This is a genomic window from Paenibacillus sp. Soil522 (genome assembly GCF_001428245.1).
Lineage (GTDB): Bacteria > Bacillota > Bacilli > Paenibacillales > Paenibacillaceae > Pristimantibacillus.
This window is the reverse complement of record NZ_LMRV01000028.1, coordinates 92,786-109,722: the sequence shown is the minus strand read 5'-3', so window position 1 is coordinate 109,722 and position 16,937 is coordinate 92,786. Positions and strand designations below refer to the sequence as shown.

Annotated in this window: 16 protein-coding genes; 12 read left to right on the top strand and 4 right to left on the bottom strand. The window is 51.5% G+C overall.

All coding sequences use genetic code 11. The annotated features are described in order from the left end of the window. The first annotated feature begins 1 nt into the window (after window position 1). The 3 genes from ASG81_RS06375 to ASG81_RS06365 all read left to right on the top strand — a co-directional run bounded on the left by ASG81_RS06375 (window position 2) and on the right by ASG81_RS06365 (window position 2,594). On the top strand, window positions 2-709 hold the full coding sequence (locus tag ASG81_RS06375) for a PspA/IM30 family protein (protein ID WP_056630696.1): 708 nt from the start codon (window positions 2-4) through the stop codon (window positions 707-709). 167 nt (window positions 710-876) lie between these two features. After that, window positions 877-1,878, top strand: coding sequence for a sensor histidine kinase (locus ASG81_RS06370; RefSeq protein WP_056630693.1), 1,002 nt, complete (start codon window positions 877-879; stop codon window positions 1,876-1,878). Window positions 1,879-1,943: 65 nt separating this feature from the next. Next, the gene (locus ASG81_RS06365) at window positions 1,944-2,594 is read left to right on the top strand and encodes a response regulator transcription factor (protein ID WP_056630756.1); all 651 of its coding nucleotides are present in this window, start codon (window positions 1,944-1,946) and stop codon (window positions 2,592-2,594) included. Between the two features lie 12 nt (window positions 2,595-2,606). Here ASG81_RS06365 and mobB read toward each other — a convergent pair whose 3' ends face one another. Beyond that, window positions 2,607-3,131, bottom strand: coding sequence for a molybdopterin-guanine dinucleotide biosynthesis protein B (mobB, locus tag ASG81_RS06360; protein WP_056630691.1), 525 nt, complete (start codon window positions 3,129-3,131; stop codon window positions 2,607-2,609). Window positions 3,132-3,245: 114 nt separating this feature from the next. On the opposite strand from mobB, the gene ASG81_RS06355 reads away from it, so the two are divergent. Further along, window positions 3,246-4,721 carry a molybdopterin molybdotransferase MoeA gene (locus ASG81_RS06355; protein ID WP_235548756.1) on the top strand — a complete coding sequence of 492 codons (1,476 nt, stop codon included), beginning with the start codon at window positions 3,246-3,248 and terminating at the stop codon, window positions 4,719-4,721. 151 nt (window positions 4,722-4,872) lie between these two features. Here ASG81_RS06355 and ASG81_RS06350 read toward each other — a convergent pair whose 3' ends face one another. Both ASG81_RS06350 and ASG81_RS06345 read right to left on the bottom strand, forming a co-directional pair. Then, the gene (locus ASG81_RS06350; protein WP_056630688.1) at window positions 4,873-5,568 is read right to left on the bottom strand and encodes a hypothetical protein; all 696 of its coding nucleotides are present in this window, start codon (window positions 5,566-5,568) and stop codon (window positions 4,873-4,875) included. A gap of 138 nt (window positions 5,569-5,706) precedes the next feature. Further along, a complete protein-coding gene (locus ASG81_RS06345; RefSeq protein ID WP_056630685.1) occupies window positions 5,707-6,075 on the bottom strand; it encodes a hypothetical protein in 369 nt (122 codons plus the stop codon). Window positions 6,076-6,184: 109 nt separating this feature from the next. On the opposite strand from ASG81_RS06345, the gene ASG81_RS06340 reads away from it, so the two are divergent. The 8 genes from ASG81_RS06340 to ASG81_RS06305 all read left to right on the top strand — a co-directional run bounded on the left by ASG81_RS06340 (window position 6,185) and on the right by ASG81_RS06305 (window position 15,917). Continuing rightward, window positions 6,185-7,018 (top strand): YwmB family TATA-box binding protein, encoded by an 834-nt coding sequence (locus ASG81_RS06340; RefSeq protein ID WP_056630682.1) that lies wholly within the window; start codon window positions 6,185-6,187, stop codon window positions 7,016-7,018. Between the two features lie 138 nt (window positions 7,019-7,156). After that, window positions 7,157-8,713, top strand: a complete 1,557-nt coding sequence (zwf, locus tag ASG81_RS06335) for a glucose-6-phosphate dehydrogenase (protein WP_056630679.1) — start codon at window positions 7,157-7,159, stop codon at window positions 8,711-8,713. 39 nt (window positions 8,714-8,752) lie between these two features. Beyond that, window positions 8,753-10,339 (top strand): peptide chain release factor 3, encoded by a 1,587-nt coding sequence (locus ASG81_RS06330; protein ID WP_056630676.1) that lies wholly within the window; start codon window positions 8,753-8,755, stop codon window positions 10,337-10,339. A 158-nt stretch (window positions 10,340-10,497) separates the two neighbouring features. After that, window positions 10,498-11,565 carry an undecaprenyldiphospho-muramoylpentapeptide beta-N-acetylglucosaminyltransferase gene (locus tag ASG81_RS06325; protein WP_056630672.1) on the top strand — a complete coding sequence of 356 codons (1,068 nt, stop codon included), beginning with the start codon at window positions 10,498-10,500 and terminating at the stop codon, window positions 11,563-11,565. Window positions 11,566-11,782: 217 nt separating this feature from the next. Next, window positions 11,783-12,820: a LacI family DNA-binding transcriptional regulator gene (locus tag ASG81_RS06320; protein ID WP_056630669.1), complete on the top strand. Its 1,038-nt coding sequence runs from the start codon at window positions 11,783-11,785 to the stop codon at window positions 12,818-12,820. A 17-nt stretch (window positions 12,821-12,837) separates the two neighbouring features. Continuing rightward, the gene (locus ASG81_RS06315; protein WP_056630665.1) at window positions 12,838-14,001 is read left to right on the top strand and encodes a Gfo/Idh/MocA family protein; all 1,164 of its coding nucleotides are present in this window, start codon (window positions 12,838-12,840) and stop codon (window positions 13,999-14,001) included. A gap of 47 nt (window positions 14,002-14,048) precedes the next feature. Next, window positions 14,049-14,771, top strand: coding sequence for a ThuA domain-containing protein (locus ASG81_RS06310; RefSeq protein WP_056630661.1), 723 nt, complete (start codon window positions 14,049-14,051; stop codon window positions 14,769-14,771). Window positions 14,772-14,816: 45 nt separating this feature from the next. Further along, complete coding sequence (locus ASG81_RS06305; RefSeq protein ID WP_056630660.1) at window positions 14,817-15,917, top strand: Gfo/Idh/MocA family protein; 1,101 nt, start codon at window positions 14,817-14,819, stop codon at window positions 15,915-15,917. Window positions 15,918-16,065: 148 nt separating this feature from the next. Here the strand turns inward: ASG81_RS06305 and ASG81_RS06300 are convergent, their stop codons facing one another. After that, a complete protein-coding gene (locus ASG81_RS06300) occupies window positions 16,066-16,932 on the bottom strand; it encodes a glycine betaine ABC transporter substrate-binding protein (RefSeq protein WP_327205149.1) in 867 nt (288 codons plus the stop codon). Window positions 16,933-16,937: the final 5 nt, after the last annotated feature.

The window sequence follows — 16,937 nt, the reverse complement described above, 5'->3', positions numbered from 1 at the left end:
TATGGGAATTTTCAAACGCATGAAGGATATGACGAAGGCATCGGTAAATGAGGCTTTGGATAAAATTGAAGATCCGATCATTATGTTGAATCAATATTTGCGGGACATGGAGTCCGAAATTCATCAAGCAGAGGTTACCGTTGCTAAGCAAATGGCTAATGAGCGCCGCATGAAGCAGCGCCTTGAGGAAACGATACGCAGCGCGGCTGATCGTGAATCCAAAGCAGAAGCGGCTCTAAGAGCCGGTCAAGAAGAGCTGGCCCGCAAGCTGCTGGAAGAGAAGCTGTATTTTGACCAGAAGGTAACCGAATATGTTGACCTGCATGCACAGTCGAAGGCGCAAGCAGAGGAATTGATGCAGCAGCTGCACACAATGAAGGAAGAGTTCTACCAGCTGCGCAACAAGCGAAATGAGCTGGCTTCCCGTGCTCAAGTAGCTAAAGCACAAAAACAAATGGCGCAATTGACAGCGAACCACACGATTGACAGCGGCTCAGCATCACGCGGCTTCTACCGTATGGAAGAGAAAATTATGCAAATGGAAGCAGAAGCAGATGTTCTCCGCACGCCTCACTCTTACAGCGGCGCGACAAACAGCTTTAATGCAGCCGATGCCGAGAAGCAAATTAAGATTGATGAGCAGCTGCAAGCGCTGAAGAACAAGCTGAATCCGACAACATCATTAACGAAGTCTTCAACTGAAGAATAGGATAAGGACAATGGATGAAGCGGACCGGATAACGGTCTGCTCTTTCATGTGTTTTGTTAGAATGATAAGAAAGTAGAGGCGCGACGGACGGTGACAGTTTTTTATTTTTGCTAATTACATATGATGTAAATAAAGGTTAATATAGTACTTAGAAGGAAGTGAGCCGTATGGAGCAGGGCTATAGGGGGAACCAACCGAATCATGCGGCCCGCAGGCGCAATGCGACGGAAACGGTATTATGGCTGCTTATCATCATTAGCTTGGTTGTCATCGTACTGCAAGGGATCGGTTACGTTGAACTGTTCACGCTTCAGGGGAAATGGGCGGTTATCGGGCTGACCATCGTTGGAGCGGGCCTTGCAGCTGCAGCGCTGAACGGCTATTTGCAAAACTCAAGGCTGAAGGAATCACTTAAACGGCTGACCGAGCAGCAAAGAAAAAGCCGCTTTACCGTTACGCTCAGCAATAGCGAGACGACGGAAAATGAAATATCAGAGCAGGAGCAGGTCGATCCAATTTGGACAGAGAAGGTCAAATTTACGGCTGTGATCGAAGAGCGCCAGCGGCTTGCGCGCGAGCTGCACGATGCGGTAAGCCAACAGCTATTCGCAATCTCGATGACGGCGACGGCCGTTAGCAGGACGATTGAGCGGGATTGGGAGCGGGCTAAGCATCAAGTACAGCTTATAGAAGAAATGGCTGCTGTCGCGCAATCGGAAATGCGCGCTCTGCTGCTTCATCTACGACCCGTTCACTTGGACGGTAAAAATTTGGGGCAGGCGCTTACTGTTCTAGTGGATGAGCTGAAGCAGAAGGTGCCGATGACGATCACGCTCGAGGTGGATGACACAATAGTGCTTCCGCCGAATGCCGAGGATCATTTGTTCCGGATAGCGCAGGAGGCATTATCGAATACACTTAGGCATTCCAAAGCAGACAGTATGGTTATTAAGCTGATACGCGTGGGCAGCCAAGTGCATATGAGTGTTCAGGACAATGGCATTGGGTTTGATCTTGAGGCTAAGAAGAAAACGTCCTACGGGCTGCTTACGATGGAAGAGCGTATCAACGAGCTGGGCGGATCGTTGCAGATGATTTCGAAGCCAGGTGAAGGTACGGTTATTCATATTTGGGTTCCTGCGGATGGACTGCGGGACGCGAAAGCATAAGCCATGAAACTGAAAAATTTAACGATTATCTAAGGGCGGTGTAAGGTGTGGAGGCAATCGAGCAATTGAGTCAGCCGATAAAGGTTCTGCTGGTCGATGACCATGAAATGGTGCGAATCGGACTTGCAGCGGTGCTGGACACTGAGGATGGTATCGAGGTTGTCGGTGAAGCAAGCAACGGCATGGACGGCATTCGATTGGCACAGGCATACAGACCAGACGTTGTTCTAATGGATTTAGTGATGGACGGCATGGATGGCGTCGAGACGACAGCTAAGCTGCTTGAGCTTTACCCTGAATGTAAGGTCATCGTATTGACGAGCTATTTGGATGACAACAAGCTTTATCCGGTCATTGAAGCGGGCGCTTTCAGCTATTTGCTGAAAACGTCGCGGGCTACGGAAATCGCCGATGCGATTCGGGCCGCAGCGCGCGGACAATCGGTGCTGGAATCGCAGGTCGCGGCGAAAATGATGAATCGCTTCCGCCAGCCGAAGCAGAAGGAGCAAGCTCCGCTGCATGAGGAGCTGACGGACCGCGAGATGGATGTGCTTAAGCGGGTAGCTCAGGGGCGGTCCAATCAGGAAATCGCCGACGAGCTGTTTATAGGCGTAAAAACGGTAAAATTCCATATTACGAATATTTTTAACAAGCTTGAAGTTGATGACCGTACACAAGCGGCAATTTATGCTCATAAGCAAGGAATTGCGGATTAAAGGAAAATATACTTATAGATTTACATTAATTAGTGATAATGCCGTTTGGAACAGCTGGTCAATTTGATTAATATCGAATACGGGTACAGCTGAGCTTGCTGCAGCTGCGGAGGCTGCTTCCGTCCAAACGGCGGCGGCGAGCGGATTTTTTAGCTGCTGTAATAGCTCGCAGTCTAAGGCGGAGCGAATCGTAATTATTTTTGGATAAGCTGCATCCTTGAATCCTTCGACCAGAATAACATCCGCTTCGGACATTTGCGCAATGAGCTGCTCGAGTGATTCGAAGTTTGCTTTCATGATCGCAGTGCGCTTCGAGGATGTAATAGCTGTTATATCCGCTCCGGCGGCTTGATGCTTCCACGTATCGGTGCCGGGATGATCGATCTGAAAATCATGCGCATCGCGCTTAATCGTACCAACCTTATATCCCGCTTGTTTAAAGCGCTCCGTTAGCCGGCAAACCAATGTGGTTTTGCCGGTGTTTTTGTATCCGACGATTTGGACAATAAGCGGTGTGTGTGATGCTAGTGGCTGCATAGGGTTCTCCTTCTTCGTTTAGATGACCGTAATTGCCAATAGTTTAACATACATTGTAAAATAGATGCTGAATAAGCTGCTGGATCAGATCAGCTGGCGGCTATAGGAGCGGGGATGATGATGGAGATGGCAAATGGTGGCGGAACGGAGAAGACAGTAGAGAACGGATGGAATACCGGCAGCGGAGCGTTAGGCCTTGAGCAGGCTGGCCGGTTTAACCGGAAAGCGGTGAAGGTTGAAGAAGCGCAGCAGCGGGTGCTTGCTGCCGCGGATGGGCTGCGACTCGGCAGCGAGCTTGTGCCGCTGCGGGCTAGCGGCGGCCGCAGGCTTGCGCAGACGATAGAGGCGTCAAGCGATTGGCCGCCTTTCGCGCGCTCGGGCCTCGACGGCTATGCTGTGCGCGCGGCGGATATAGCGGGAGCGTCGCCGGAGCAGCCGGCGGAGCTGCGCGTCATTGACTCGGTCGCGGCGGGCGGACTCGCCCTTGCGGCCGTGCAGAAGGGCACTGCCGTGCGCATAATGACAGGCGCGGCTGTGCCGGAAGGGGCTGACGCGGTCGTGATGCTGGAGCAGACCGCGGATGCCATGCTGGCTGATGGCTCGCCGGCGGTGCTGATCAAGCGCGCCGGCACGGCCAGCCAGAACATTGCGCCCCGAGGCGAGGAGTTTCGCCGCGGGAGCGCTTTGGCAGTGCCTGGCACGCTTGTGCGGCCTGGCCATGTTGCGCTGCTCGGCACCTTCGGCTATGCCGAGGTGGCGGTGCACAAGCGCCCTCGCGTTGCGGTATTCGCGACCGGCAGCGAATTGCTGCCGGTTGAGGCGCCGCTCGCGCCGGGCCAGATCCGCGACAGCAACAGCTGTATGGTCGCGGCCATGATAGAGCAAAGCGGCGCTGAGCCGGTCCTCTGCGGCTCGCTGCCGGACGAGCCTGCCGCGGTGGCAGCTGCACTCGCCAGCGCGTGGGCAGACGCCGATCTGATCGTCACGACCGGCGGTGTCTCCGTAGGAGACTTCGATGTGATGTCAGACATTTTCCGCTCGATAAAGAACGGAAGTGAGACGAATCGACAGAATCGTCTATTCCGTGACAACAGCTTCCCGCCAGACGGTCATATTAGTAATACGGCGCGAGCTTCAGCTGAAGGCAATGAGGCTCGTACAGCCAGCGACGAAGCTGCAAGCCGCGTCTTATTTGATCGGGTAGCGATGAGACCCGGCAGTCCGACGTCGGCGGCTGTCATAGGGGGAAAGCTGCTGTTTGCTTTATCGGGGAATCCGGGAGCTTGCTTCGTTGGGTTTGAGTTATTTGTTCGGCCAGCGCTGCTGCGGATACAAGGCGTGAAGGAAGCACTTCCGCGAACGGTAAGGGCGCAGCTGCATACTGCGGTGGACAAGCCAAGCCCGCATGACCGCTTTGTACGCACACGCCTGATCAGCCGGTCGGACGGATGTCTGCTTGCCGATCCGCTTGCTTTCACCAAATCAAGCATGATGGCTTCAATCGCAGATGCCGAAGGGCTAGCCGTCATTCCTTCAGGGTCAAAAGGAGCTGAAGCGGGAGAGATTATTGAGGTCATCTTGATTCCATAGCACAGTCTCTTCGGATATCACCGAATTGGAAAAAATGATTTTATATGGCAGGAAATAACGGCAAGGTAGCCGAATATAGAACATACGCAGCATACGCTCGAGCACAGCCAAAATCAACTGCTGCTGCGCATCATATTTTAATCTGCAAGAACTACAAGTAACGATTTAGTATCAATCCAACATAGGGAAGCGGCCAATAGGATTGCGTGGAGCTGTAATAAGCAGCATACGGCAGGGTGGCCGCTAATTGTGGTTGGAGCAGATCAACAGCCCTATGCTGCTCGGCGTACTTGAGGGCATGTTTAAGCTTATTCAGCAAACCATCTGCTCCCAGCATGAGCTGCTTCAAACGCTGAGTTTCATTTGCAAGTAAGGGCATTGACCAAGCTGAAAAAGCATTATCACCCTTCTGCGTCCATTTGCCGCTTTGCGTACTGCGGCGCAGCTTGAGCTCCTGAGCGGCTGGATGCAGCAGAGCGAGCTCGATGCTGCTCCAGAGCTCATGCTTTAATTCGCTGGCATGCTGCTTGTAATGCGATTCCCAATGATTGAGCATATTAGTAAGGTCATTTAGGCTATCAGCTACGGGCTTGCCGGTATTCAACTGGCCGCTGAGTCTCCAGATTAGCTGGTCGATGCCGTCTTGAGCCCGCTTAGCAGTCTGTATCCAGGCTGCCGCGCTGTTCGCGGCTTGCACATAGATGCGGTTCCAATCATTGTCGTTCCCTTGAGCCTGCTGAGGCTCGCCATCGCGATAAGGGTAATAAGCGTACGGGCTTACAGCTTGTACCGGCATGTAAGAACTTGTTCGTTCAATGCCCCGTATGGAGCTTATGTATGAGGTCATAAGATACTCCTCTCCGAACGCAAGGATGAGTGCAGCGTAAGCATACTATATCGGGTTCAAAAAGGCTGGCGAAACCTGTCATTGCATTGATAAAAATGAGAAAGCGGCGACTTTTCGCCAAATTCGCCGCTTTGTCTTTTACAGCAAGAGAAACAGAAAGGCGACGAGGGCAAAATCAAGTGCCAGCGCTCCACCCCACGGATAATAAGGGTCTGGTCCATAGTAGTAGGGATCATAAGGGTAGGATTGCGTTTGCGCATTCGGCTGCCCTGACTTATGAGCGCCCTCTGATTTACCTTTACCGCCCTTTTTCTTTTTTGAAACCTTGGGCTGTATCTGTGTCACATTTGCCTCTACGCTGCCTGCTTCTGAGTTAAGCAGCAATTTACCGCCTCCGCAGGAGCTAAGTATGCCAACATGCCGCCTGCCGTCATTCATTACCACGCATACCGGATACCCGCAATACCGGTTAACGACTTCCTCATCTAACGGAAAAATAGGTTCCATTTGCTAAAGATACCTCCTGAAATATTAATCTTCCTGCAACCAGTGTATTCACCTACAGGCTAACATGTATGGATGTTTACCCATTCTGCGAGGACAGGAGTGAAAAATCATGTACATTCCGAAAAAGACACCGCCAGTAAGCCATCGATTATCGGCGAGGCAGCGTGCCAAGCAAACGAAGGCCGGCGTCATTGCTGCGCTGATCGTTATTTTGCTAAGCGCAGCATGGGCGATGTGGCAGGCGGACAGGGCGCCGCGGGATACTGTGCCGGCAGAACAGCTGCTTCAGCACGATTTGCAGGCGCTGTGGCTGTGGAGCGATGATCTGATGAGAAGCGGCTCGAAGGGAGCGACGTGGACGGTCAGATGGAATGTGACAGGCAAGGAAGGAGCGATGAAGGAGCTTGTACAGAAGCTTTTTACGGATGAGCAGGGGAAGGCGATCAATAAGCTTGAGCAAAATGAGGGGAAAACGGTCAGCGGAGCCGTTCCAGCTTACAGCGGCCGTATTTCAGTTAGCCTTGTCCAATCGGATGGACCGCGCGAGCAGCTAATGGTTTTACTTGAGGCAAGCGGTTTGCAGCTGCTTAACAAAAACGTGGTGCTTAAAGCGACTGCTGACATCTCGGAGCAGATTGCTTTTATTTCCCCGGCGTTTACCAGCAGTTTGAAAGTTCAAGGCTATACAGGACATGATCAGACGGTCCATCGCATGGTGAAGCTGACAAATGCCGGATCGATTGATCGTTATGAGGACGGCGGAACGATCAGCGAAACGTTTTTTACGCGCATGCTGCGCTCTGCAATTATTGTCGAAAACGGGAAATCCGCGAATATTCAAATTGCGCTGCATAAAGAGACAAACTCCAATAATACCGAATTGACGATCGGAATACCGGTAATTAGTGGAGAATACAGCGTTTTCACGGCGGAAAACCCTTAAATGGCATATCCTGATTAGAATAAGTAACGGATCTTATCAGTATTTTTTATGGCCTGTTGAATAGCGAATTAAAGACGAATATGCTAAACTACATATCATGTAAAGCTGTATAAAATACATAAGGAAAGAATGAGGCAAATGACCTATACAAATAATCTTGATTCCGTCTCCGCAGAGGGAGCAGTTTATTACCTGTTCGGAGCAACGGGCGATTTGGCTCGGCGTAAGCTATTTCCAGCCCTGTTCAGTTTATATAAAGAAGGCAAACTCTCGGAAAACTTTGCTGTTGTCGGTCTAGCTAGACGTCCGCGGTCAAATGAACAGTTCCGTTCGGATCTGTATGAATCCATTGTAGAATTTTGTCGTTACAAAGCGGATGATGCCGAACTTTGGAATCGTTTTGCGGAGCATTTCGTTTATATGTCGCTTGATATTAACGATGTCGAGGGCTTCCGCGAGCTTAGCAAATTGTCGGCGCAATTGGATGCGAAGTTTGATATCCCGGGCAACCGCCTGTTTTATCTGGCCCTAGCGCCTTCGCTATTCGGACCGGTATCGTTCAACCTGCGCGACGGCGGCTTGCTGGAGTCAAACGGTTGGCACCGCGTCGTTATCGAGAAGCCTTTCGGTTACGACCTGCCATCGGCTCAGAAGCTGAATGAGCAAATCAACCAAGTGTTCAAGGAAGAAGAAATTTACCGGATTGACCATTACCTCGGCAAAGAAATGGTCCAAAACATTCAAGTGATTCGTTTTGCTAATGCTTTTTTTGAGCCACTGTGGAATAATAACCATATAGCGAACGTGCAAATCACGTTGTCCGAAACGGTTGGCGTAGAGGATCGCGGAGGTTATTATGACAAATCGGGCGCATTGCGCGACATGGGCCAAAACCATATGCTGCAAATGCTGACAATGATCGCTATGGAGCCGCCTAGCCGTTTGCACGGCGAAGATATTCGTGACGAGAAGGTTAAGGTGCTTCGTTCGCTGCGCAACTACACTTCCAGCGATGAGGTACGCTCCAACGTTGTCCGCGGTCAATACAGCGAAGGCAATCATCATGGCAAGGAGCTTACCGGCTATCGCCAAGAGGATTCGGTTAATGAGGATTCCACGACCGAAACCTATTTTGCCGCAAAAGTATTCGTTGATAATTTCCGCTGGGCAGGCGTTCCTTTCTATATTAGAACGGGCAAACGTCTACCTGTAAAAACGACGGAAGTCGTCATTGAATTCAAATCGATGCCGCAAAATGTTCTGTTCGCGCAGCGTCATGATTTGGCTCCAAACCTGCTCGTTATTCGCGTAAACCCGCTTGAGGGCATATATATTAAAGTAAATGCAAAAACGCCGGGCGAGAACAATTCCGTTCAGCCGGTAGCGATGGAATTTTGTCAAAGCTGCCAAATCGGCTTGAATACGCCGGAAGCTTACGAGCGTCTCATTCATGATGCAGCACGCGGCGATTCCACGTACTTCACGCGTTGGGACGAGGTTTCCCAGGCATGGGCATTCGTTGACCGCATCGCACAGGCTTGGCGTGAAGAGAAAAGCGATTTGCAGCTATATCCGGCTGGATCTTGGGGTCCGGATGCAGCGAATCAGCTGTTGGTAGAGGATGGCTTCCATTGGTGGCCGGTTAACGGCCAAGAGGAAGATAAAGTCATTTGGGTGTCGAACAGCGGGAAATAAGCGCTGCCGAATACCTTACGTAATGAAGGGAAGGCAAGCATGAGCCAATCGTTAAACGAAGAAATTAAACAGGAAGTAGATAAGCGCCGTACGTTTGCGATCATATCTCACCCTGATGCAGGGAAAACAACCCTAACTGAGAAGCTCCTCCTATTCGGAGGAGCCATTCGGCTTGCAGGGTCAGTCAAGGCGCGCAAAGCGAGCCGTCACGCAACATCCGACTGGATGGAAATTGAGAAGCAGCGGGGGATCTCGGTCACGTCCAGCGTCATGCAGTTCGATTATTTGGGACACCGCGTCAACATTCTCGATACGCCCGGTCACCAGGATTTCAGCGAGGACACTTATCGTACGCTAACCGCGGCAGACAGCGCCGTCATGCTTATTGACGTTGCCAAAGGTGTGGAGGCACAGACGATCAAGCTGTTCCAGGTTTGCCGCAAGCGCGGCATTCCAATCTTTACATTTATCAATAAGCTGGACCGTGAAGGGCAAAGTCCATTCGAACTGATGGAGGAGCTGGAGCGGGTACTTGGTATACGCGCAGTGCCAATGAACTGGCCGATCGGCATGGGACGCGAGCTTTGCGGCGTTTATGACCGCATGAAGACGCAGGTTGAGCTGTTCCAAGGCAATGACCACTCCACGATTGAGGTTCGTCCTGTCAGCGACTATAATGATCCGATAATCCGTGAAATGGCGGGGGATTATTTGACCGATCAGCTGATTGGAGATCTTGAGCTGCTTGATGTTGCAGGCGATCCATTTGATTACGAGAAGGTGCAGGCCGGCGAGCTTACGCCGTTGTTCTTCGGAAGCGCGGTCAATAACTTCGGCGTGCAGACGTTTCTCGAAAACTTCCTGCAGCTTGCGCCAAAGCCAACTACGCGCAACAGCACAACAGGTAAGGTTGAGCCGACGAACGAGAAGTTCACGGGTTATGTGTTCAAGATTCAAGCGAATATGAATCCGGCGCATCGCGACCGGATCGCGTTCCTCCGAATTTGCTCCGGTAAATTCGAAAGAGGCATGAGTGTCCGTCATGTGCGTAACGGCAAAGACATCAAGCTGGCACAGCCGCAGCAGTTTCTAGCGCAGGACCGCGATATTGTAGATACCGCTTATCCGGGAGATATAATCGGATTGTTTGATCCGGGTATTTTCCGAATCGGCGATTCCTTATCGCAAGGCGGCGAAGTCGTGTTCGATGAGCTGCCGACATTCTCACCGGAAATTTTCTCTAAGGTAACGGTTAAAAACGCGCTGAAGCATAAGCAATACCAGAAGGGCATCGACCAGCTTACGGAGGAGGGCACCATTCAGGTGTTTCATTCTACAGGCAACTTCGACGAAACCATTCTCGGCGTAGTCGGCCATTTGCAATTTGAAGTATTCGAGCATCGGATGAGAGCGGAATACGGCGTAGAAATCCAGCTGCACCGGATGCAGTTCCAGTTCGCCCGCTGGATCGTCGACGATAATATCGACCCTAGCAAATTCCGTATTAATACGACGCTTGTGAAGGATAAGAAGGGCAATTATGTCGTCTTGTTCGAGAATGAATATGCGATGCGTACGGCAATAGACAAAAATCCGACGTCTAAGTTTCTGGAAACCGCGCCTTAAGGGTAGGGATATAGGCAAGCTGAAAGCATCCTCAGCCAATCGCGCAGCAGCGCATGCGGCTGGGGATGCTTTTGCTTCCGGCTGGATGAATTTCAGTGCTAAAACAAATCTTTACCCGTATAATAAATGGATAAAAAATGATAGGTGGCTAGTCATTCATGAAAACAATCATGTTCACCGGGGGAGGCTCAGCCGGACACGTTACCGTTAACATGGCCTTGATCCCGCGATTTTTGGAAGAGGGCTGGTCAGTCCAATATATCGGGTCGGAGAGCGGTATTGAAAGGCAGCTTATCGCGACGATTCCACAGGTCAAGTATTTTCCGATCTCGACGGGCAAGCTGAGAAGGTACATGGACATTCAGAACTTCAAGGACCCGTTCAAGGTGGTAAAAGGACTTTATCAGGCATATCGTCTCATTAAGACGAATAAGCCTAATGTTATTTTTTCCAAAGGCGGCTTCGTTTCCGTACCGGTCGTCATTGGCGCATGGTTAAACAAAGTGCCGCTGCTCATTCATGAATCGGATTTAACGCCGGGTCTGGCCAACCGGATATCGATTCCGTTCGCTTCCGGCGTGTGCACGACCTTTCCCGAAACGGGAAGCATGCTGAAGGCAGATAAAAGCCGGCATGTCGGGGCGGTCATACGCGAGGAAGTAAAGCAGGGCAACGCCGACCGCGGCAGAGATTTTTGCGGGTTTACGAAGAGCAAACCGGTTATTCTGATTATGGGTGGAAGCTTGGGCGCGCGTAAAATCAATCAGACCGTAAGGCAAGCCATATTAAGCCTCGCGAAGCCATTTCAAATCGTGCATTTATGCGGTAAAAACCAAGTCGATCCTTCGATCGTTGTACCTGGCTACAAGCAATTTGAATATGTGAATGAGCAGCTGCCTGATGTTTTGGCGATGACGGATCTCGTTGTTTCCCGTGCAGGCTCGAATTCCATCTTTGAGTTTCTTTCCTTGAAAAAGCCGATGCTGCTCATACCGCTCACAAAGGAGCAGAGCCGGGGCGACCAAATTTTGAATGCGCAGTCCTTTGAAAAATCAGGCTATGCCGACGTTCTGTACGAGGAGCAGCTGACTGCGGGAACGTTGACGGAGAGCGTTGAACGATTGTACGAAAACCGCAAAGGGTATATCGACAGGATGAACAGGAGCGAGGAAGCGAATGCGTTGGCCGCCGTTTTCGATTGGATTAACGAAATTGCCAAGCGGTAATTTAACTTAAAAGCTTAAACGGAATAAAAGCAAGGTCATATAGGCGATCCGGAGCGTGGCGATAACGTTCCGGATCGTTTTTTTGTTGCCATCATAACTCCAGAAAAATTGCATCGATTCGTTTGTTGACGGTGAACCGTTTTCATGCCATAATGTACGCGTGTACATTAAATGATTTATTGACATCGCATATTAGCTTTTCAGGAGGCATTCAACTATTAGCAGGAAAGAAGTAGCAAAGCTGGCCGGGGTATCAGAGGCGACCGTATCCAGAGTATTGAACAACGTTGGCCCAATGAAAGAGGATACGCGCGAGCGCGTATTGCAGGCAGCTGCCGAGCTCGGTTACGTTCCGAATGCGCTAGCGCAGCAGTTTGCCAGGAGGAAGAGCGGAAATATTGGCGTCATCCTGCCGTTCGTGCCGAAGGTTCATTTGTTCTCCACTTACTATTTCTCGGAAATATTAAGCGGGATCGGCGAGACGGTGAAGCGCTGCGGCTATGATCTGCTGCTTATTTTCAGAGAGCCGGACGGAGCGAGGGATTACGCGAAGCTTTTTCGAACGCAGAAGATTGATGCGTGCATCGTGCTTGGGTCCGAAAACGTGCCGGAAGAGAGGGCTGCTCTGGCGGAGCTGAAGGCGGGAGGCTTTCCCTTCTGTCTCATGAACCAGCGCTATGACGAGGAGTCTTACCGGACTGTCGATGCCGATCATGTCGCCGGCAGCATGGCGGCCGTTCGGCATTTGATTGAGCAGGGCAGCCGCAGCATCGCTTTCGTAAACGGCCCACAGCAGTATTCTAACAGTGCTGACCGGCTGGAAGGGTACATGGTAGCGCTGGAGGAAGCCGGTATTGCGTATGAGCCAAAGCTTGTCTACGCGGGCAATTACAGCCGCAAGAGCGGCTATGTGCTGGCAGGGCAGTTGGCAAAGCAAATACAAGCCGGCAGCATTGACGCGGTATTTGCAGCGAATGACCGGATGGCGATCGGACTGATGCAGGGGCTGCGCGAGCTGGCGCTCGAGGCAGGCCGGCATTACGCGCTGGTCGGGTATGACGATTCAGACGGCTCGCGCATCATAAGCCCGCAGCTGTCGACCGTTGCGGTACCCTTTTATGAGATGGGTAAGCTCGCTGCTGCCAGACTGCTAGAGACGGAGCAAAATGATGAATTAACGGAACCGGAGCGGGATTTGCTGCCCGTCATCTTGGTTCAAAGAGAAACGTCCGGCATAAAAAATGAGAAAGTATAAAAGAGAGGCGGGCTTTTATGAATAAAGTAAGAGTAGGTATGGTTGGCTATAAGTTTATGGGTAAAGCGCATAGTAACGCTTACCGTGCGCTTCCGATGTTTTTTCCGGATTCGGTTAAACCGGAGATGAAGGCGATTTGCGGCCGCGATCCGGAAGGGCTGGAACAAGCCCGTGCACAATTCGGCTGGGAAAGTGCAGAAACCGATTGGAAGGAGCTTGTTAAACGCGATGATATCGATTTGATCGATATTAATGCGCCAAGCGACGCGCATAAGGCAATCGCGCTCGCAGCGGCAGCGGCAGGCAAGCATCTATTCTGTGAGAAGCCGCTAGCGCTTACGCTCGAGGATTCCCGCGAGATGCTTGAGGCGGCGGAGAAGGCCGGCGTGAAGCATATGGTTGGCTTTAACTACCGATTCGCGCCTGCGATTCAGCTGGCGAAGAAGCTGGTTTCGGATGGCCGTATCGGTGAAATCCACCATTTCCGCGCCGTGTTTTTGCAGGATTGGATCATTGACCCGAACTTCCCGCTCGTATGGCGCCTTCAGAAGGAAATCGCCGGCTCCGGCTCTCACGGCGATCTAGGGGCACATCTGATCGATATGGCGCGCTTCCTGGTCGGCGAATTCAACGAGGTTATCGGAATGAGCGAGACGTTCGTTAAGGAGCGGCCGATCGCTTCCGCCATGACGGGTTTGAGCGCTAAGGGCAGCGAGGATGGACCTCGCGGCGAGGTTACGGTCGACGATGCGACCTTGTTCATGACACGCTTTGCAAACGGCGCGCTGGGCAGCTTCGAGGCAACCCGCTTTGCAGCCGGCCACCGTTGTACGAACGCATTTGAAATTAATGGAAGCAAAGGCAGCATCAAGTTTGATTTTGAGCGGATGAATGAGCTGCAGGTTTATTTTACAGATGATGCTGAGGATGTACAGGGCTTCCGCCGCGTGCTTGCTACTGACCCGGCGCATGCTTACATGGATGCCTGGTGGCCTGCGGGACATACGATTGGATATGAGCATACGTTCACGCATGAGGTGCACGAGCTGATGCAAGCATTCGCTGAGGATCGCCAACCGGTTCCAAACTTTGTAGACGGCGTAAAATGCCAAGAGGTGCTTGAGGCGGTAGATCGTTCGATTGCTGAGCGCCGCTGGGTTGCCATTAGCGAATTATCGTAAGTAAAGCTAGGACATAAAGCAGAGCATTGGAGAGGCAGGTTGAGCTAATGAAAAAGGCTTTGATCGTATGGGGCGGCTGGGATGGTCATCAGCCGAAGGAGGTAGCTGAGATTTTCCGCGAGGTGCTTGCCTCTGAAGACTTTGAGGTGGAGGTGTCCGATACGCTGGAAGCGTTCGCGGATGCGGAGAAGCTGCTGGGGCTGGATCTCATCGTGCCCGTGTGGACGATGGCACGCATTGAGCAGCAGCTCGTTAATAACGTTTCTGCTGCTGTCCAAAGCGGCGTAGGACTCGCTGGCTGTCATGGCGGCATGTGCGATGCATTCCGTGAAAACGTAGACTGGCAGTTTATGACCGGCGGCCAATGGGTGGCGCATCCAGGCAATGACGGCGTTGAATATACGGTTAATATTTCTAATTCAACTAGCCCGCTGACGGAAGGCATTGACGATTTCGTCGTAAGTTCGGAGCAATATTATTTGCATGTGGATCCTGCGGTGGAAGTGCTAGCAACAACGCGGTTTCCGCTGACGCCGGGACCTCACTCCCTTAATAAGGCAGTCGATATGCCTGTCGTATGGACGAAGCGCTGGGGCGTAGGACGAGTTTACTATAACTCGCTTGGCCATCAAGCGAATATTATCGACATTCCAACCGTTAAGGAGCTCATGAGACGCGGCTTCCTATGGTGTGCGGATGGCAAGGCTAGAGCGTTAGAGGCTGGCACAAGCGCTGCGGCCTATAGCGGCATGGCGGATAATCAGCTGTAAATCGAAATGATAAAATAATAAGCATGGGACGAGGGACGGACTAAAATGGACAAGATTAAAGCAGGTATTATCGGAACGGGTAATATTAGCGGGATTTATTTTGAAAACGGCAATCGCTTTGATGCGCTTCAGGTTGTGGCTTGTGCGGATTTGGATGTCGAGCGGGCTAGGGCTAAGGGCGATGAGTTTGGCGTTCGCGGCTGCTCGGTGGAGGAAATGCTCGCTGATCCGGATATTCAATTGATTATCAATTTGACTATTCCGCAGGCGCATGCCAAGGTTTGTCTGCAGGCTCTTGAGGCGGGCAAGCATGTTTACGTAGAGAAGCCTTTTGCGGTAACCCGCGAGGAAGCTAAGCAGGTACTTGAGCTTGCTGCCAGAAAAGGGCTTTACGTCGGAAGCGCGCCGGATACGTTCCTCGGCGGGGGCATTCAGACAAGCATTAAGCTGCTGGAGGATGGCTGGATCGGTACGCCGATTGGCGCGACCGCGTTCATGGTAAGCGGCGGCCCCGAATCCTGGCATCCGGCTCCTGAGTTTTATTACCAGACGGGCGGCGGCCCTATGTTTGACATGGGCCCGTATTATTTAACGGCGCTTGTTGCGCTGCTTGGACCTATTACGCGGGTAACGGCCTCTGCGCGCATCTCTTATTCTGAGAGAACGATTACGAGCAAGCCTAAATACGGTCAGCAAGTGAAGGTCGAGGTGCCGACGCATATCGCGGGCGTGATGGATTTTGCATCCGGTCCGATCGGGACGCTGCTGACGAGCTTTGACGTGAAGGGCGGCTCGACGCTACCTCGTATCGAGGTATACGGCAGTGAAGGCACGCTGCTCGTTCCGGATCCGAACAACTTCGGCGGTCAGGTTAAAATTTGGCGCGCAGGCTCGAAGGAATGGTCGGATATTCCTCTTGCTTACGGTTTTACAGAAAATGCCCGGGGCGTTGGCGCAGCCGATATGGCCAAAGCGATTCAAACCGGCCGCAAGCACCGTGCGAATGGCGAGCTTGCTTATCATGTGCTTGAAGCGATGCATGGCTTCCATGACGCATCGGAGCAAGGCGTGCATTATGTGATGAAGAGCAGCTGTGAGCGTCCGCAGCCGCTGCCGCTCGGTCTGCAGCCCTACTGCTTAGATTAATAAATGTGAAAAATGACTGTCTCAAGGTCTGATAAGACCTTTGAGACAGCCATTTTTCTGTTTTTTTGGATTTGTACAGTAAAATGATTTAAAAGAGTGCCCCTGCAGCCATTTGGCTTTCGAGGCACTCTAATGTTGTTCTATGCTTTTATTTGATCCACGCTTCAACTTTATCTGCGTTCTGCTCAACCCATGCCTTGGCTGCTGCCTCAGGTGTTTGGCCTTCTTGAATTTGAACCATGACAGCTGCCATATCTTCAGAAGTCCAATTGAACCGGTCGAGGAAGGCGAACGCCTCAGGCTGATCCTCCTTCAGACCTTTACGCGCAATCGTATGAATTTGCTCATCTCCGCCATATACGTTTTTAGGATCCTCTAAATATTTCAGATCCATCTTCGCGAACATCCAATGCGGCGTCCAGCCTGTGACAACAATCGGTTCCTTGTTCGCATAAGCCTTCTCGAGCTGCTGCGTCATCGCTGCAGAAGAGCTTTCGAGCAGCGTCCATTTATCCCGCAGCTTATATTCGTCTAACACTTTCTCTGTTGACATCATAAGGCCAGCGCCCGGCTCAATGCCGATAATCGTATGGTCCACCGTATCGCCAATGCTTTCGGTTAGCTCCCCGATGCTGTTAATATCCATATACTGTGGAACGACAAGACCGATTTTGGTGCCTTCCAGGTTAGGTCCAAGATCCTCGTATTTGCCATTATATTTCTCTACATATGAAGCATGCGTCGTTGGCAGCCATGCCGCTACCATAGCATCCGCGCTGCCATCGGAAATACCGGCCCACATTGGACCTGCATCTACCTGCATCAGCTCAACATCGTAGTTAAGCTTTTGCTCCAGCACTTCTTTTACAACATAGGTGCTTGCAATCTCGGAATCCCAAGCGACATAGGCGAGCGTTACTTTTTTGCTGCTGCTCCCCCCGGAGGCGGAGCATCCGGCCACTAGAGCGATCATAATAACAGCTGCAGCGATTATACTCATTTTATTGAATTTCAAAAAAT

What these genes read in the sequence shown, in the direction of transcription:
- ASG81_RS06375 (WP_056630696.1), top strand. Translation starts at nt 2, where the DNA reads ATGGGAATTTTCAAACGCATGAAGGATATGACGAAGGCATCGGTAAAT.
- ASG81_RS06370 (WP_056630693.1), top strand. Translation starts at nt 877, where the DNA reads ATGGAGCAGGGCTATAGGGGGAACCAACCGAATCATGCGGCCCGCAGG.
- mobB (WP_056630691.1), bottom strand. Translation starts at nt 3,131, where the DNA reads ATGCAGCCACTAGCATCACACACACCGCTTATTGTCCAAATCGTCGGA.
- ASG81_RS06355 (WP_235548756.1), top strand. Translation starts at nt 3,246, where the DNA reads ATGATGATGGAGATGGCAAATGGTGGCGGAACGGAGAAGACAGTAGAG.
- ASG81_RS06350 (WP_056630688.1), bottom strand. Translation starts at nt 5,568, where the DNA reads ATGACCTCATACATAAGCTCCATACGGGGCATTGAACGAACAAGTTCT.
- ASG81_RS06345 (WP_056630685.1), bottom strand. Translation starts at nt 6,075, where the DNA reads ATGGAACCTATTTTTCCGTTAGATGAGGAAGTCGTTAACCGGTATTGC.
- ASG81_RS06340 (WP_056630682.1), top strand. Translation starts at nt 6,185, where the DNA reads ATGTACATTCCGAAAAAGACACCGCCAGTAAGCCATCGATTATCGGCG.
- zwf (WP_056630679.1), top strand. Translation starts at nt 7,157, where the DNA reads ATGACCTATACAAATAATCTTGATTCCGTCTCCGCAGAGGGAGCAGTT.
- ASG81_RS06330 (WP_056630676.1), top strand. Translation starts at nt 8,753, where the DNA reads ATGAGCCAATCGTTAAACGAAGAAATTAAACAGGAAGTAGATAAGCGC.
- ASG81_RS06325 (WP_056630672.1), top strand. Translation starts at nt 10,498, where the DNA reads ATGAAAACAATCATGTTCACCGGGGGAGGCTCAGCCGGACACGTTACC.
- ASG81_RS06315 (WP_056630665.1), top strand. Translation starts at nt 12,838, where the DNA reads ATGAATAAAGTAAGAGTAGGTATGGTTGGCTATAAGTTTATGGGTAAA.
- ASG81_RS06310 (WP_056630661.1), top strand. Translation starts at nt 14,049, where the DNA reads ATGAAAAAGGCTTTGATCGTATGGGGCGGCTGGGATGGTCATCAGCCG.
- ASG81_RS06305 (WP_056630660.1), top strand. Translation starts at nt 14,817, where the DNA reads ATGGACAAGATTAAAGCAGGTATTATCGGAACGGGTAATATTAGCGGG.